Here is a 16,240-nt window from a genome sequence, read left to right as displayed (position 1 = left end):
CCCTGCTACTTATTTTTAAGTAGTTCTTTTAACTCTGCTAGTTGTGCTTTTAATTCGTTTACTTGGCCTTGGGTGGCAGGGAGTGAGTCTATATTGGCTTGCTCTTCTCGTGCATTGCGATGCTCTTCACTCATCACTTCTAAAATAGCGCCAACCATCATATTTAAAAACACAAATGCAGTTAAAAAGATAAAGGTTAGGTAAAAAATCCAACTTAATTTGTACACGGCCATGGTTTCGTACATGACGTCAGTCCAATCTTCAAAGGTGGCTATTCTAAACAGGGTGAGCATAGAAATAGACACATCGCCCCAAAGTACCGGATTTATATCAGCAAACAACATACTGCCAGTGGCGGCATAAATATAAAATATAACGAACATGAGTAGTGCGATGTAGCCCATTTGCGGTATTGCTTTTATTAGCGAATTTACTAATAAGCGCAGTTCTGGGATCATTGAGACTAATCGTAACACGCGGAAAATACGCAGCAGTCGAGCAATAAAAATAGTAGAGCCTGCCGCGGGGTATAAACTTCCGATCACGATAATGAAGTCAAAAATGTTCCAACCTTTGGAGAAAAAGTCCTTGATACCTTTGCTGGCAATATAGCGAATAATCAGTTCAATTAAGAAAAACACCGTTATGCCTATATCCATCCAATGTAGAATGAGTTCAGCGGTTGGGTGCAATGAATAAGTATGTGCGCCCACGGTCAATGCAGAAACAACAATAACTGCAATAACAAATGATTGAAATAGTTTACTTTTATCGATACGCTGGAACAGCTCTTGTAACTGCGACAACATCATAACGTGCCCTTAACGGTTATAAATACAAAACCAGTGCAATATACAGCAAAAATAACGAAAATCAGTAGTTTTCCCGTTAAAATAGTAGGAATTTTGAATGTTAAATAATAAGTTAAAATATCTATTTTCGTTATCCGCATTATTGGTGTTAGCGGGATGTAGCAGCGATAGCCGCTACCATGAAATTCAATCAGCGCGGTTGGGTGAATGCAGCTACATGGCAGATAAGGAATACCATGAGTGTGTTAAACAACAGCAAGACAGTTACAAAGAATTTAAAGAACAACAAGCTCGCGAGCAGCAATAAACGATGACCAAAACCCAAAAGCAGCTAGATAAACGTATTCGTCAGCAATTAACGCTCGCTTGTGAGCAAATAAAAGATATTGTGGAGGACTTTAGCTTTCTTACCCATTCAGCACACTTAAACAATTTACCTTCTAAGTTTAAAGTAAGTTGTTATTTTATTGATGATATTGCACTAGAGCAGGCTAAACAAAAAAATCAGTTTGATTACATTGAGCAGCTTATTTGTAATGCGTTAGCCAGCTTGAACATACATATTAAAGCCAATGCCATTTCATTTTCTAAGCAGCCATAATGTGTACGATGGGTTTTGTTTATTCTTCACATTAGCTTGAATTATGCTTTATAGGGCCTTTAAAAGCTTTAATATGGAGTGATTTTATTAAGCAGGCTATAATCCCCAAAAATAGCAAAAGAGATTATATATGGCTGTTCCAACACGTTCACAAATAACACCCGGCACTGAGGTTAATATTGTGCTTAAACAAGATCAACGCAGTGGTACTTTAACCAATGGTATTGTGTCGCGTTTATTAACTAAGTCACCTAATCATCCGCACGGTATTAAAGTACAGTTAGAAGATGGTCAAGTAGGTCGGGTAAAAGAGATCATTGCATGAGCGATTTAACCTTAACTGATTTTTGGCGATTGGTAACTGTAAACGACAGAACCGCAGAGCCTGAGTCTGTATGCCAATCCCTTAAGGCTGCATTGAGTGATTTATCCGACGAGCAGCTTATTGAATTTGATAAACAGTTTAGTATTTGTATGCGCCAAAGTTATACTTGGGATTTATTTGGTGCGGCGTTTGTAATAGCTGGTTGTAATGATGAATATGGTTTTTCTGAATTTCGTTGTTGGCTCATTTCTCGGGGTGAAGCGGTATTTAAAGCAGCGTTAGAAAACCCCGATAGCCTTGCACAGTGCACACCACTTTATTTTTTAAACGAGCAACCTTACCCGTATTTAGATGAGTATGACCTAATTGCAGGTTTGTTATATGAAGAACGTAATGACGATGAGTTACCCTTTATCCCCTCAGGGCTTGAACAACCTAAAGGTAAGCGCTTTAAAGACAAACCTAAGTTTTTAAAACAAAATTACCCGCAATTATTTGCTAAGTATTGGCAGTAATCGCCCACTTTTGACTATGAATGCATTACTTTGGGTTAGGGGTAATGCATTTTATGTTGCTTAGGTTTTGATACAGCTTGCGCTATCCTTCACATCCTCTTATTTCACTAACTGAACTGTTTTAAAATGTAATCTTATTTGTTGTTAGCTACGTATTTTTAAATACAGTTTAAAGACGTGTTTATGCTATAACGACTTCACATCTTTTATAGTAAATCTCTGTTATAGTTAGAAATAGCTAAGCATAGTCACAGTGCTTGATCATATTTGATACACGAGGATAGAGCCTATAATGAAATTTTTCACACTGGTTTTACTTACCATAAGCCTTTTTAGCTGCTATGCAGTAGCAGGCCCAAGTAATAAAACTCGCTTTATTCCGCTGTTACAAACTAAGCTGGGTAATTACGAAGTGACCTCAAGTAACTCTGGGTTATGTACTAATAGCCGATTACAATTTAATAACCCTGAAGATCCTGAGCAAGGTTTTAGCTTAGGCAAAGAGATTTTGTTTAACTCCTTACACAATGGTACTCGTACCATTGAAAAACCAAATTATTGTTTTATTACCAGCTCGCTAAAATATAAAACAGATGGCCTAGAAAATAGCTTACGCATGAGCCGCTGTGATAATCCTATCCATGAAGGAACGATTAAACAAAGCATTACTTTTTTAACCAGCAATACGCTTAAATACACATTGGACAATCCGAGTGTAGAATGTGAATTTATTAAAGTTGCCGACTAACACTGTATTTTTGGAATATCACGCCAACGAGTCGTGTATTGCGGCGATAAAAAAGCCCTGTTCATATGCCAATGATCATTTAATTGGCTGCTCGCCACGCTAAGCATTCCTTTACCGTATCTATGATTTATCGCATCTAAGCAGCCCATTAACTGCGGGTTATCGGTTTGCTTATCAAATAAATGATGTTGTTGAAACTGCTGCGGGCTGAGCTCTAATGCGCCCACACCACATTTATAAAATCGAATTCCCGGTTGATATATTTGCTCAAAACTCTTTGATACCGCATTGGCCATAACGCGAGTATCGTTAGTGGGCGGATCAAATTGATACATAACTGACTTTTTATAAAAGGCGTGTTCATGTGATGAGCTGGCAGCAAAAATATAAATACGATGAGTGAGCGACTGTTGTGCTCTTAATTTTTGTGCAACTACACTAGCATGATTTATTAGGGCGGTTTTAACTGCATCGGGGTCGCAAAGTCGCTGACCAAAACTACGAGTTGAAAAAATAGCTTGTTTATCTTGGCGTACATCATCCCAGTTTAAACAGGTAATGCCGTTGAGCTCGTTAATTGTGCGCTCAAGCACCACACTAAATTGGCGGCGAATTGTTTTTGGGCTTTGCTCAGCCAGTTGCCACGCGGTATGAATGTCCATGAGAGCCAGCTTTTTAGCTAAACGTTTGCCCACCCCCCAAACATCTTGGCAGTGCATTTGTTGTAAAATAGTGCGGCGACTTACTTCATCGTCAATCACTGCAACACCATTAAAGCCAGTTAGTTTTTTAGCTGCATGGTTAGCGGCTTTGGCTAAGGTCGGTGTTGGCCCAAAGCCAACCCCAACAGGGAGTTTGGTTTCGCGCCATACAGTACGCCTAATTAGTTGCCCATATGCTTGCCAATCGTTAATTAAAGGTTGATAACCATTAAAGTGTAAAAACGATTCATCGATACTGTAAACATGCTGGGTGTCACAAAAGCGGCCAATTACACTCATCATCCGGTCGCTTAAATTAGCGTATAGTTCATAGTTACTAGAGCGTACAACCACATTGTTTTGTTCTAGTAACTGCTTAACTTTAAAGTAAGGGGCAAATTTAGGAATATTAAGCTTACGCGCAATCGGGCAGACCGCACACACACAACCGTCGTTATTGGTAAGCACCACCACAGGTTTTGAGCGAATAGCCGGATCAAATACTTTTTCTGCACTGGCATAAAAAGCAACGGCATCAACTAAGGCATACATGAAAGTAACTCAGGGCTTTGGCGATGCAGCCTAATAGAGCGAGTTACCACACCTTCAAGCTGAAACTCATCTGACTCAGTCAATTGCACCGGCTTATAAGCAGAAGAGGCTGATAGCAAGCGTGCATTGGTCTTATCAAGCAGCTTACATACAAATAAACCATTTAAGTTAGCCACAATAACATCGCCATCTTTTGGTATTTCTGCACGGTCAACCAACAGTAAGTCGCCCTCAAAAATACCAATTTCTTGCATAGAGCACCCAGACGCTATCCCAATAAACGTGGCATCAGGATGCTTTATTAATAACTCATCAAGTGAAACGCCAAGCTCTGTATATTGTGCTGCAGGTGACTCAAATCCGCATACACCGGCCTCTATATAAATGGGAATAACAAACATAACACAACCTAAAACGCATATACTGTATAAGTGTACAGTATATGCGTTTTATATAAGTTATGCCAAGTAATGGATCTGCGATCAATCCATATTTTTGATCATTTGCTGAGCTGTATCTAAGAAGTCATTGATTTGCTGTGGGTTTAAGTTTTTACACATTTGCGCATTTACATGCTGCTCAGCGTTTAATAATTTGTCGTAAAGCGTGCACCCTTGTGCGGTAAACGACAGAATAAAACAACGCTTGTCATGCTCACTGGCATTTTTATGAATTAAGTTTAGCGCGAGCAGTTCTTTCACTAACCGTGCTATTTGGGCTTTGTCGCGTTGGGTTTGATTCACAATATCGTTAGCAGTGCACTGAGGTGTCGCTGCAATAATATGCAGGCAACGCACATGCATCGCGTTTAACCCAAGCTCACCTGCATTAATGGCTTCGCGTATGGTAACGCGATAATTTTGCATTAAAGCAAATAATGTATTGGCCAATGATGAGTTCATAATAACTCCATTATAGTTGACAAAGTCAATTAAATTGTTATAGTTGATTTTATCAACCAATGGGGCGTTGTGCAATTCATCTTTTTTAATGAGGTAAATTTATATGGGTAAAAAAGTACGCAAAGCAACCGTATTAAGCACAAAGCAAATAACCCCACATCTACAACGCATTATTGTTGGCTCAGATGAGTTTAACGACCTGAGTGCCCAATACATTGGTAACTACGTTAAGGTGCTTATTCCACAAAATGGCCTCGTTGACTTTAATATTAAAACTACGTGTATGCGTTCATACACTATAAGACATGTTGATGAGCACACTGGTGCACTTACCCTCGACTTTGTGATAAATATGCACCAAGGTCCAGCCACTAATTGGGCTAAAGAAGCAAAAGTAGGCGATGAAGTGGGTATAGCAGGGCCAGGCCCTAAAAAGTTGGATAACTATGATCATTCATATTATCTATTACTTGGCGATTTAACTTCGGTTAATGCAATTAAAGGCTACGTGCAACAATTGCCTATAAACGCAAAAATTGACGCGATTATTCATGCACCAACAAAAGATGATGTGATTAGCTTAGACTCCTCGCGTGATGTAACTTGGTTAATAACAAATAACCCCGATACAGATATGATAAACGCATTAAAATCGCTACCACTTAGTGAGCAACAACCTATTGTATTTATGGCACTTGAAGCCGGATTAGTCCGTAAAGCAAAAACCATATTAACTGATGAATTAGCTATACCGCGCAGTCAAATTGTTGCATCGGGCTATTGGAAAAAAGGGCTTGATTCAGAAGCTTATAAACTAAAGCGCCAACACACTGCTGCTAAAAATAGCTAACTTAATTGTTGTTCAATCACATCGCTATTTAGCTTTTAAAAGGCAAGGCGCCTTGAATTGACTGTCATACACACCCATCTCTTAGCATAGACTCATTATTTATGGCTAGCGCTATAAATCGCTATTTAATTTGGAGGTACTACTTTGTTATCAACTATCCCTTTTTCATTACTAGAACTGGCGCCTATGCAAAAAGGGGCCACGGTTAGTGACACCTTAAACAAAAGTACAGCCTACGCACAAAAAGCAGACCAATTAGGTTTTAACCGTTTTTGGTTAGCCGAGCATCATAATATGCCTGGGATTGTTTGTGCCGCCACTTCAATTTTAGTAGGGCACATAGCCGGCAACACTAAAAAAATACGCGTAGGGTCGGGTGGAATTATGTTACCTAATCACGCTCCTTTAGTTGTTGCTGAGCAATTTGGCACCTTAGAAAGTTTATACCCAGGTCGAATTGATTTAGGGTTAGGGCGCGCCCCAGGTAGCGATCCTGTGACAAGTCGTGCATTAAATAACGATATCAGCCGTGCTGAAAACTTTCCTAATGAAGTGAGCGAGTTACAAACATTATTGGGCCCTTATGAGGGAACTAAGCGCGTGCGAGCAATACCTGGTGAAAACACCAATGTTCCCATTTGGCTTTTAGGTTCAAGTTTATTTAGTGCGCAATTAGCTGCACAAAAAGGATTACCCTATGTATTTGCGGGGCACTTTGCACCGCGTTTTGTGCATGATGCAGTAGCCTTGTATAAACGAGAATTTAAACCATCAAGTGTATTAGCTAAGCCTTATGTCATGTTGGCATTACCTTTAGTGGCTGCCGATACAGATGAAGAAGCACAGTACTTATCAACTACATCTAAGCAGCGAGTGTTATCGTTAATTAGAGGCGACGAGTTGTGGTTAAAACCCCCAGTAGAAACAATGGAAGGTTTGTGGAGCGAACAAGAGCGCGCTCATGTTGAGAGCTTTTTAGGGTTAAGTGTTACCGGTGGGCCAGCCAGTATTAAACACAAGTTAGAAATGATCGTAAATCAATTAGGGGTCGATGAGCTTATATTCACCAATGACTTATTTGATAATGAAAAACGCCATAAGGCGCTTGAAATTTTAATGCAAATAAAACACGGATAAGCAATTGGTTAAGCAAGCGTACACTCAACGCTTGTTATGCTATTAAAAAGATTAAAGTTGATTACGTCGGGGCCATTTTACATTATTTTAAAAAGTGGCAATGAAAAAGCTTGTTCTATTTTTTCAATAGAACTGATTTAAACAATCAATTTTAATTATGAATATTGAACGATTATTATAAGGGTATGCAACACAATTCAGCTAAATAAATAGGAAGGTAAAGCGTGAAATCTCAAAATAGTACGACACCCCATTCAGGCAACAACTCAGTGCAGCCAAAAGTAGCGCTGATAGCAGAAGGTGGCGGACAACGAGGGATATTTACCGCGGGTGTACTCGATGCCTGGTTAGAGCAAGAGTATGATCCATTTGACTTATTTATTGGCACATCTGCAGGCTCTCAAAACTTAACGAGCTATTTGGCGCGTCAAAAAGGCTATGCTAAACGCCTGATCAGAGGCCTTTCGCGTCATAAACGTTTTTTTCAATTAGGTCGCGGCTTAATGGGTAAACATATTGTTGACCTAGATTGGTACTTTGATAAAACCACCGAAGTGAATAGAGCGCTTGATTTTAAAACCGCAAAAGCCAGTTTAGGCGACCGTGAGCTATTAATTACGGCAACCAATGCCCGTGATCGCAAACCTTATTTTTTATCCCCAACAGGGGAAGGCCAACAATGGCGAGAGCTATTAAAAGCGTCAAGTGCACTGCCATTTTTATATAAGCAAGGTGTAAAATTGACGCCGTGGTTAAATGCATTAGCCGCAAATGAATTAGGTAAAACCGAGATACAGTCAGAGTCTGATTTTTACTTAGACGGTGGCCTTGCCGCACCGCTTCCTGTACGCGAAGCCTATAATCGTGGCGCACGCAAAATTGTGGTTATACGCACCGTTGATGAAGCTTTTCAGGCTCAATCAGCATGGATAAGTAAATTAAAATCATTTGTTGAAGTATCTGGCTATTGCCCAAAAACAATAGATTACTTATTACAACATGAGCAAGCCTACGAAGATGAGTTAGCATTTATTGCAAACCCACCAAAAGATGTAGAAATAATCCAAATTTTTGCAAATCAAAAGCTTTATAGTAAGTTATTAGGCAGCTCAAATGATGACTTACGATTTGACTATAAACTTGGTTTAGCAGCAGGCAATAACTACTTAAAAAACCATCACCCAGATCAGGATGATTATAAACACAGCTACATAGCGTAGCTGTTTGTTTATTATCAGCAAGATAATAAATCAGCATTTACTGTGTTCTCATGGCAGTCATTTAGCCGTGAGAAATATTCGGTTTTTTACCTCGAAAATAATGCGCTAACGGTTATTAAAGCACGCGACTAATTCCTTTCTAAAACATTCTTTTTACATCAGCAATTACACTGCAATATAAGTCAGTTTGCTGGGTGAATTTTTATTCATTAATAAAGAAAAATAATTCACATCTAATTGGCTTTATTATAAAGTAGCTAAGTCTCTACTAAACTTAAACACTCACGTCGCTAAATTAATACCGTGGCAAATAATAATAAAAAGGAAGCCTGATGTTCGACACGCTGATCAAAAGTGTAAATAGCCTTTTATGGGGCGAAGGCCAAGTACTCATTTACATTTTACTTTTTGCTGGTATTTGGTTTTCGGTGCGTTTAAAAGCCATTCAAATACTTAAATTTAAACATATGTTTAGTTTACTAAAAGGCAGCAGCAAATGTAAAAAAGGCGACATATCATCATTTCAAGCGCTGTGTACTGGTTTATGTGCGCGGGTAGGCACGGGTAACTTAGCAGGTGTTGCCGTTGCTATATCACTTGGTGGAAGTGGTGCCATTTTTTGGATGTGGGTTATTGCCATATTAGGCATGGCCACAGGCTTTGCCGAAAGTGTATTAGGTCAAGTATATAAAGTGCGCGACAGCCAAGGAGAGTTTAGAGGCGGCCCTGCGTATTATATTCAACAAGGGTTAGGTAATCGAGCCTTTGCTATTACCTTTGCACTGTGCTTATTTTTAGGTTACGGCTTTACCTTTAGCGCCATGCAAACCAACACCATTACCGATGCACTTAATTTTGCCTTCGAAATTCCAACCTTTTACTCTGGATTAGTGATCACTGTGTTAGCCGGCTCTATTATTGTGGGTGGTTTTAAAGCAATCGCCCGCTTTGCTGAGCGCGTAGTACCGGTAATGGGCATAGTGTTTGTGCTTGTTGCAGTTATTATTACCTTAATAAACTTCACCCAAGTGCCTGCTATGCTTAAAGATATATTTTTATCAGCATTTGGGCTGCAAGAAGCAGGTGCAGGCGCGATGGGCGCAGCAATAAAAAATGGTATTCAACGTGGCCTTTATTCAAACGAAGCGGGCGCGGGCAGTGTGCCACATGCTTCAGCCAGTGCAAGCCCACTGCCTAATCATCCGGTAACACAGGGCTACATTCAAATGTTAGGGGTGTTTTTCGACACCATAGTATTGTGTAGCTGTACTGCGGTTATTATTTTACTTGCCGACATAGACATAAGCGGCGAAATGGAAGGTATACGTTTAACGCAAAGCGCCATGACCGCACATTTAGCACAAGGGGGTGTGTACTTTGTAGCAGCCGCTATTACCTTGTTTGCCTTTACGTCTGTAGTAGCCAACTATGCTTACGCAGAAAGTAACTTGCACTTATTTAAACTCGATAACAAAATGGGCCGTGGTATTTATACTTTGCTTTATTTATCAATGATGTTGTGGGGCGCGTCGGCCACATTAAAGCAAGTATGGGATTTAGCCGATATTGCTTTAGGTTTAATGACAGTGGTTAACGTTATCGCTATTATATTGCTAACCCCAACAATATTAGCGGTTACTCGCGATTATCATACACAACGCGAAAAAGGCTTAGAGCCCGAATTTAAAGTAAATGATGTAAAAGTACAGGGTAAATGCGAAACCGGCATTTGGGACTAGTTAACGTATATTAAGTCACTTTTAGCATTAATAAACGGTTTTATGGCAGCATAAAACCGTTTTTATTTTTGCATAACTATTCTATTTTTAGCCTGGTTATATACAAAGTAATTAACAAGTATATGCCATTAAATAGAAATAAGCAGCACAATTAACCACAGATTTTATAGGCTAAATTTTTAGATGATCAACATTTACGCAGGTAAAACTGCTGCAAAAATAATAAACGAACAGGGGCTTAAACCCGAATTATTCAGCTCATTTTTAGGTGCCAGCGGCGGGCCAAAATGGTTTACCTTGTTTGGTTTAGACAAATATATATTTGGTGAGTTTTTTAAAAACCATAAACAACCGCTTAACTTAATTGGCTCATCGGCCGGGGCATTTCGCTCAGCGTGTTTTGCGCAAAATGATCCGGTTGCAGCAATTGAGCGCTTAGCAACATCGTATTCGCAAACCAGATACTCTAGTAATAAACCAACACCAGCTGAAATTACCACTAAAGCCCGCGCACTGCTTGAAGATGTGTTTGGTGATAACGGCGTGGCTGAAATTATAAATAACCCCGTATTTAAAGCACATTTTATAGTGGCAAAATCGAATGGATTTATAGCCAGTGAAAATAAATTATTACAGCTTATGGGTTTATCAAAAAGTTATATGCTTAATCGAGTAAACCGAAAATATTTAGGATCGCAATATGAGCGTTTTATATTTGGCCCAGCAACAAGCGACTTATCAATTACCGACAGCTATAATTTTAAAACACAAAAAATAGCGCTTACCCAAAATAATTTAAAAGAGGCATTACTTGCATCGGGTTCAATACCTTTAGTTATGCAAGGCATTAAAAATATTGCCGGAACACCCGCGGGTATTTATCGCGATGGTGGCATTATTGATTACCACTTTGATTTAAAAATTAATAACCCAGGACTCATTTTATATCCGCACTTTAATAGCGACCCAAAAGCAGGGTGGTTTGATAAAAATTTAAAACGTAAAGTATCACCACAAAATTATGATAACGTTGTGATGATCACGCCATCAAAAGAATTTATAGCAGGCTTACCTTACGGAAAAATTCCAGATAGAAATGATTTTACCGATCTAGATGCCGACACACGCATTAAATATTGGAATACAGTATTTAGTGAAACAGAAAGATTAGCAGAGGCGTTTGATGAGAAGTTATATAATAATTTTAAAATAATACCAATTGAATAAATTGCCAATTTTGCTGATGCAATGAAGCATTTATTGTTATATAAAAGGGCTAGTTTACATCGCGATTATATAGTGATGAAAATTAGCCCTATGGTTGGTTTTGATTGCTGTGTATTTAAATAAAATCACGGAATCGATGGGTTATTGGGATATTTCCTCTATATATTCTTGAAGCCTGGCTTGCGCATTTTCTTCACCAAATAGAATATGACATACCTCTTGTAGCCCCGGATCAGAGAGGATATCTTCTTTACGTACAACCAGTGATATTTTAGAGCGGCGACGTAAAAAATCACTTAGTTTAGTTACCATTTCTCGTTCGGCAGCATGTTCAATTTCAACACGTAAATACTCTGAATTTTTAATTAGAAGCTCAGCTTTTTCAGGAACTTCTCGAATTTTTTCTAACATGTTAATTGCATTTCTTCCGTAACGTCTCCAAAAGCGTTTGCTGAGTACTTCAGTAGATGTTTTGGGAGTTAAGCCGTCTAAATTCATTAGCTTAGCACGATGCATAAATTCATTTTTGACAGTATCGTCAGGCTCGCCGTACCATTTGTAATCCTCGTAAGGAAGGTTAATACCAAGCTTTTTGATTAACTCAGCAACTTCATCACCGACATTGATACAATCAGTTAATTTCCCACCAAATATAGAAAGGTATTTTTTCTCATAGTTAGTGTCGATTGCGTGTTTGCGCGATAATTGCACCCAGTCAGCCTTACCATTACCATCTTTTTTAATTGCTAATGGCCTTACACCACATCGTTCAGCTATTATATCGTCTTTTGTGAGCTGTTTATCCAGTTCTAGTAACTTGTTCGCATTATCTAACACAAACTTTCTATCTTCATCAGTAACATGCGAATGTGGGCTTTCAACTTGTGTATCAGTTGTACCAATACAAGTTTTAGGTCCCATAGGGATCACGAAGAATAGTCTGCCATCGTCAGCAAAAAATGTAAGTACTTTATTACTGCTAGTAATTTTATCAACAATAAGGTGAATACCTTTTGAAAATAAATGGTGATGTGCTGTAGTTTGACTGTTAGTAATATTAATAGGATCAACAAAAGGGCCTGCGGCGTTTATAATTACTTTAGAACGTATCGAAAATTGTTCTTTCGTTATTTCGTCCATTGCATTTGTTGTCCAAATATCATCTGTACGGTTTGAGCCTTGTGCACTTACATAGTTAGCACCGATACAGCCATGGCTCATACTAGAGCGAATAAAGTTAAAAACAAACCGGGCATCGTTGTCTAATAAAAAGCTGTCTGAATACTCAAAACCGGCTTCTACATTTGTAGTGTTGACGACTGGCTCTAATGATTTAATTTTTTTTGCATTAAGGTAGCGAGGCGATTGTGTAAAAAATCGGCCCATAAACCAATAGACGATTGTTCCTAAATAGACAAAGAAAGCTGGGAATCTAAAGCCTTTTTGAATACTGGTAAAAAAACGAATTTCTTTAACTGTCGATGGGTAGCTGCGCATTAAATGGTTTCTACTTTTACATAGTTTATTTACCAAGTTATATTCATGGCTTTCTAAATACTTTATGCCGCCCCAGGCCAAGTTAGATGAGTTTGAACTAGTGAAACCAGCGAAATCTCCTTTATCGATTAATGCAACTTTGGCGCCTTTTGCAGCTAATGCTGCAGCTGATACTGCACCATTAATACCCCCTCCAATTATCAATACATCGAATATATCTTGAGGAAGTTTTTTTATATTATTCTTTCTCAGTTGGCTCATTTTTTGGATTACCTATTATTAATTACTAGCCTTTTATATCTACTTGGTTAGGTTATTTTCGTACAAGCTAGAGCTATAAAAGATTACGTATAAAGTTTTTATGCTTATGAAAGTTGGATTACTTATAATTTATATATTGAAGCTTCATAAATGGCTTCTATAGAATTATTTAATTTTTCATCAAACTTTTTATCAGACATGTCATGATGTAGGCCAATCAATAATGCTCTTGAAAAACTAGCAATAATACCAGTATTTCTTTTTAGCTTTTCATTGGCTTGTGTAATAGAGTAACCACCAGATAGAGCAACTAATTTTAAAACTTTTGGGTGTGTTGCAAGATCTTTATATAAATTAGGCACTTCAGGTAACGTGAGTTTTAATATTACTTGCTGTCCATCTTCAAGGTTATTCAGCTCTTCAATAATTACATCATGCAACATGAGTTCTGCAGATTGCTTTTCTTCGCAATAAATATCAACTTCAGGCTCAATAATAGGCATTAGCCCTGAATTTATTACCTCTTTTGCAATTTCAAATTGCTGTTTAACAACATTTTGGATACCAATACGACTAGCTTGTTTTATAACAGACCGCATTTTTGTGCCAAAAACAAAATTAGTATCAACCGTTAGTATTGAACCAAGGTTTTTAATGGGTTTCATTAACTGTACACCGTCAGATTCAGGCATTAAACCTTCATCTATTTTTAAAAATGGTACAATTTCTTTATGTTTCCACAAATATTCAGCTGTTGGAATATTTTCAATGTAACGATTTAAAGTATCTTTAAATAGAATTGCGCCCAATATTTTTTGTGAATTAAATGGACTACTTGAAATTATTCGTGCTCGCATAGAATGTATATATTTAAACATCTCCTCATCAGATGAAATCTCACTAGATGAGATACCATACTGCTCTAAAGCTTTTGGTGAACTCCCACCACTTTGATCTAGTGCAGCTATAAAGCCTTGACTATTTTTTATTTTTTCTAGCATGTTAAGTCTTATTGACATGATTTTAACCTTTAAATAATTGAAAGCAGATATGTTTCTTAACAAAAGTAAAGTTAGATACAATTTCTATATAAATACAGATGTCACTCTTAAAGTAATAATGTATGTTTTTTATTTTCCTAAAGCATACTTTTCTATAAGTAGAACTTCATTCTTAGAACCAATAAATACAGGGATCCGTTGATGTATACTTGAAGGCACAGTGTCTAAAATAGAAGTAGTCCCATTACTTGCTAAACCATTTGCTTGCTCTACTAAAAATGCAATTGGGTTTGCTTCATAAAGTAATCTTAATTTACCGTATTTAAAGTTTTTTTCTTCAGGGTACCCAAATATACCTCCCTTACATAGAATTCTATGCATATCACCTACCATGGCTCCCAACCATCTCATATTAAAGTTTTTCTTTCGGATACCATCGGTACCAAGCTGTAAATCAACAATATATTTTTGTACATTTTCAGGCCACTTAAATTGGTTTGATAAATTAAATGAAAATTCATTCGTATCTTCTGGAATGTTTAAATTAGGATGTGTGAGCATAAAGTTATTATTTGAGGGATCTAATGTATAAATATGTGTTCCTGAACCTGTTGATAAGGCAAGCATAAGCGATGGGCCATATAGAACATAGCCTGCAGCGATAATTGATCTTCCTGTAGAAAAAAAGTCTTCTTCACTAACTTCTGTTTGGGCAGGAGAAGCTGAAGATATAGAAAAAATAGTACCTAATGAACCATTTACATCAGTATTAGATGAACCATCTAATGGGTCGAAACAAATAAGGTATTTGCCAAAACTATTACATAATATAATGTCTTCTACTTCTTCAGATGCGACAGCTCTAACCTGCTTATTCTTTTTTAGAGATTCAATCAAAATATTATTAGCGATAACATCTAACTTCTTTTGTACCTCTCCTTGTACATTGTGATCAGGCAATGAGCCAAGCACATCAGATAATGCACCATGATTAATACGAGTAGCTATTTCTGTGCATGCACCAACTATGCTTTGGATCAGCAGTGTGAGTGTTTTTGGAACGTTATCCTGCTCTAATTGTGTATATAGGTTTTTCATTGGTGCCTTATCGATAACATTAATACTAAAGAGTAATACATGGTTTTAATTTGCTTTTATGTTCATTTTTAAAAGTATCACTTATTTGCGAACATTTGCAAACATTAAAGTACATAAAAGAAAATAAATTCTGGTATACAGGAGTGAAATAGAGGAGGGAATTACAAAGTTATATATTAATTTAACCAATTTATTATTTAATTATTAAGTACATTAACAACGAAATTCATGGTATCTACTTGAAATTATTTGAATTGTTCTGTATGTATTAGATGGTTTAGATTGACTACTATCGTGCTATATGAAGCTTAACGTCATGTTCGGAAAGTAAGGTTAGAATACTCTTAGGTGGTTTAGCATCAGTAATAAAGTCATCTGCTTGACTAATGTTACCTAAACGAACCATAGCGCACCTACCAAATTTTGAATTATCAGCGGCGAGTAAAACTTTACGTGAATTTTTGATGATTGCTTGAGCAACACGAACTTCACGATAATCGAAATCAAGTAGAGAACCATTTTCTTCTATCCCACTTATGCCGATAATGCCGAAGTCCATACGAAACTGATTGATAAAATCTTCAGTTGTTTCACCAATAATACCACCATCTCTATGTCTAACTTCTCCTCCTGCTATAAGAACTGAAAAATCCTTTTTAACGCCTAATATAGCAGCAACATTTAAATTGTTAGTTACAACTTTAAGGTTTTCATGCGATAGAAGTGCTTTAGCTATAGTCTCAGTCGTTGTTCCTATATTTATAAATAAAGAAGAACCATTTGGTATCATACTAACTAAATGTTGCGCTATTTTTTGTTTAGCTTCTAAATCCATGATTTTTCTAGTTTGATACGCCATATTTTGAATGCTTGAGACTACACTAGCGCCTCCATGATGACGCCTTAATTTGTTTAACTTTGCAAGATGGGTAAGGTCGCGTCTTATCGTCTGTGGAGTGACTTTATAGTGCTCAACTAATTCTTCAATAGAAATGGAATCTCTTTCTTTTAATAGTTTTAATATAGATTCGTGTCTCTGATCTTGGGTCATTTT

General features: G+C 37.5%; 18 protein-coding genes. 10 read left to right on the top strand and 8 right to left on the bottom strand.

From position 1 onward, the window contains the following. Nucleotides 1-5 precede the first annotated feature (5 nt). Nucleotides 6-809: an ion transporter gene (locus QMA00_RS12625; RefSeq protein WP_174961923.1), complete on the bottom strand. Its 804-nt coding sequence runs from the start codon at nucleotides 807-809 to the stop codon at nucleotides 6-8. A 100-nt stretch (nucleotides 810-909) separates the two neighbouring features. On the opposite strand from QMA00_RS12625, the gene QMA00_RS12620 reads away from it, so the two are divergent. From QMA00_RS12620 to QMA00_RS12600, 5 genes are all read left to right on the top strand, one after another. After that, nucleotides 910-1,119: a hypothetical protein gene (locus QMA00_RS12620; protein ID WP_013463335.1), complete on the top strand. Its 210-nt coding sequence runs from the start codon at nucleotides 910-912 to the stop codon at nucleotides 1,117-1,119. 3 nt (nucleotides 1,120-1,122) lie between these two features. Further along, nucleotides 1,123-1,413, top strand: a complete 291-nt coding sequence (locus tag QMA00_RS12615) for a hypothetical protein (RefSeq protein ID WP_013463336.1) — start codon at nucleotides 1,123-1,125, stop codon at nucleotides 1,411-1,413. 130 nt (nucleotides 1,414-1,543) lie between these two features. Next, a complete protein-coding gene (locus QMA00_RS12610) occupies nucleotides 1,544-1,738 on the top strand; it encodes a YwbE family protein (protein WP_008468098.1) in 195 nt (64 codons plus the stop codon). Next, a complete protein-coding gene (locus QMA00_RS12605) occupies nucleotides 1,735-2,253 on the top strand; it encodes a DUF4240 domain-containing protein (RefSeq protein WP_013463337.1) in 519 nt (172 codons plus the stop codon). Before QMA00_RS12610 ends, QMA00_RS12605 begins: the two co-directional genes overlap by 4 nt. A 292-nt stretch (nucleotides 2,254-2,545) precedes the next feature. Further along, nucleotides 2,546-3,001, top strand: a complete 456-nt coding sequence (locus QMA00_RS12600; protein ID WP_008468096.1) for a hypothetical protein — start codon at nucleotides 2,546-2,548, stop codon at nucleotides 2,999-3,001. Here the strand turns inward: QMA00_RS12600 and QMA00_RS12595 are convergent. From QMA00_RS12595 to QMA00_RS12585, 3 genes are all read right to left on the bottom strand, one after another. After that, nucleotides 2,998-4,254 carry a Y-family DNA polymerase gene (locus tag QMA00_RS12595; protein ID WP_076922790.1) on the bottom strand — a complete coding sequence of 419 codons (1,257 nt, stop codon included), beginning with the start codon at nucleotides 4,252-4,254 and terminating at the stop codon, nucleotides 2,998-3,000. The two genes, QMA00_RS12600 and QMA00_RS12595, sit on opposite strands and share 4 nt — an antisense overlap. After that, complete coding sequence (umuD, locus tag QMA00_RS12590) at nucleotides 4,242-4,655, bottom strand: translesion error-prone DNA polymerase V autoproteolytic subunit (RefSeq protein WP_013463339.1); 414 nt, start codon at nucleotides 4,653-4,655, stop codon at nucleotides 4,242-4,244. Before umuD ends, QMA00_RS12595 begins: the two co-directional genes overlap by 13 nt. A gap of 81 nt (nucleotides 4,656-4,736) precedes the next feature. Continuing rightward, nucleotides 4,737-5,156 carry a MarR family winged helix-turn-helix transcriptional regulator gene (locus QMA00_RS12585; protein ID WP_028834599.1) on the bottom strand — a complete coding sequence of 140 codons (420 nt, stop codon included), beginning with the start codon at nucleotides 5,154-5,156 and terminating at the stop codon, nucleotides 4,737-4,739. 103 nt (nucleotides 5,157-5,259) lie between these two features. Here QMA00_RS12585 and QMA00_RS12580 point away from each other — a divergent pair, with 103 nt between their 5' ends. The 5 genes from QMA00_RS12580 (at nucleotide 5,260) to QMA00_RS12560 (ending at nucleotide 11,329) form a co-directional block, all read left to right on the top strand. Further along, nucleotides 5,260-6,006 (top strand): siderophore-interacting protein, encoded by a 747-nt coding sequence (locus QMA00_RS12580; RefSeq protein WP_033103170.1) that lies wholly within the window; start codon nucleotides 5,260-5,262, stop codon nucleotides 6,004-6,006. 144 nt (nucleotides 6,007-6,150) lie between these two features. After that, nucleotides 6,151-7,143, top strand: coding sequence for an LLM class flavin-dependent oxidoreductase (locus QMA00_RS12575; RefSeq protein ID WP_076922791.1), 993 nt, complete (start codon nucleotides 6,151-6,153; stop codon nucleotides 7,141-7,143). 224 nt (nucleotides 7,144-7,367) lie between these two features. Beyond that, the gene (locus QMA00_RS12570; protein WP_076922792.1) at nucleotides 7,368-8,363 is read left to right on the top strand and encodes a patatin family protein; all 996 of its coding nucleotides are present in this window, start codon (nucleotides 7,368-7,370) and stop codon (nucleotides 8,361-8,363) included. Between the two features lie 332 nt (nucleotides 8,364-8,695). Further along, on the top strand, nucleotides 8,696-10,102 hold the full coding sequence (locus tag QMA00_RS12565; RefSeq protein ID WP_008468088.1) for an alanine/glycine:cation symporter family protein: 1,407 nt from the start codon (nucleotides 8,696-8,698) through the stop codon (nucleotides 10,100-10,102). Between the two features lie 183 nt (nucleotides 10,103-10,285). Continuing rightward, a complete protein-coding gene (locus QMA00_RS12560) occupies nucleotides 10,286-11,329 on the top strand; it encodes a patatin-like phospholipase family protein (protein WP_076922793.1) in 1,044 nt (347 codons plus the stop codon). 141 nt (nucleotides 11,330-11,470) lie between these two features. On the opposite strand, the gene QMA00_RS12555 is transcribed toward QMA00_RS12560, so the two are convergent. The 4 genes from QMA00_RS12555 to QMA00_RS12540 all read right to left on the bottom strand — a co-directional run bounded on the left by QMA00_RS12555 (nucleotide 11,471) and on the right by QMA00_RS12540 (nucleotide 16,237). Further along, a complete protein-coding gene (locus QMA00_RS12555; protein WP_008468086.1) occupies nucleotides 11,471-13,087 on the bottom strand; it encodes an FAD-dependent oxidoreductase in 1,617 nt (538 codons plus the stop codon). A 122-nt stretch (nucleotides 13,088-13,209) separates the two neighbouring features. Next, complete coding sequence (locus QMA00_RS12550) at nucleotides 13,210-14,106, bottom strand: fructose bisphosphate aldolase (RefSeq protein WP_008468085.1); 897 nt, start codon at nucleotides 14,104-14,106, stop codon at nucleotides 13,210-13,212. 111 nt (nucleotides 14,107-14,217) lie between these two features. Continuing rightward, the gene (locus QMA00_RS12545; protein WP_033103173.1) at nucleotides 14,218-15,186 is read right to left on the bottom strand and encodes a class 1 fructose-bisphosphatase; all 969 of its coding nucleotides are present in this window, start codon (nucleotides 15,184-15,186) and stop codon (nucleotides 14,218-14,220) included. Nucleotides 15,187-15,475: 289 nt separating this feature from the next. Further along, nucleotides 15,476-16,237 (bottom strand): DeoR/GlpR family transcriptional regulator, encoded by a 762-nt coding sequence (locus QMA00_RS12540; RefSeq protein ID WP_011330173.1) that lies wholly within the window; start codon nucleotides 16,235-16,237, stop codon nucleotides 15,476-15,478. Nucleotides 16,238-16,240: the final 3 nt, after the last annotated feature.

Source organism: Pseudoalteromonas sp. APC 3694 (assembly GCF_030407565.1).
Classification (GTDB): Bacteria; Pseudomonadota; Gammaproteobacteria; order Enterobacterales; family Alteromonadaceae; genus Pseudoalteromonas; species Pseudoalteromonas tetraodonis.
The sequence above is the reverse complement of the archived record's forward strand: the minus strand, read 5'-3'. Positions and strand labels throughout refer to the sequence as shown.